Source organism: Citrobacter sp. VF227, from assembly GCF_052950715.1.
Genome location: NZ_JBRFVF010000670.1, coordinates 1 through 430 on the forward strand (window position 1 = coordinate 1; position 430 = coordinate 430).

The following is a 430-nucleotide window of genomic DNA, read 5'->3' on the forward strand; positions in this document are numbered from 1 at the left end:
GCTTTGTCCGGCCACTCTGCGCTCCGGCGGCATCCCTTTCCCCGCGCGCCTCGGTTCGGTACACGGCTGGCCCGGCGCGGAGCGATGACGTTCCCCCGCGATCCTGGGGTGGCCGCCGACACGCAGGGTGGCGCCGGGCGGCACGGTGTCCAGGGCGGCCGGGACCGGCTCATACCCGGCATACGCGGCCTCTTTTACCAGTGGGCGGGAGGCTTCCACCTGTCGGGGGGTATAGGTACAGCCACTCAGTGCAGTGGCCCATAAACTAATCAGAAAACACACGTCATGTTTCAAAACTAACGTTCTCCCGCGAAGGTAAAATCTGAGTGATGAATGAACAAAGTCACCCCTGTTTTTCAGCCGGACTGTTCAGACGTCAGTCCGGGCGCGTCGCTCCGGCCTGATCTAACCGACCCCCCTGTTCCTCCAG

At 63.3% G+C, this 430-nt stretch carries 1 pseudogene; it reads right to left on the bottom strand.

From position 1 onward, the window contains the following. Positions 1-294: pseudogene (locus tag ACU8YC_RS28480) on the bottom strand (hypothetical protein); the annotation flags it as partial. Positions 295-430 lie beyond the last annotated feature (136 nt).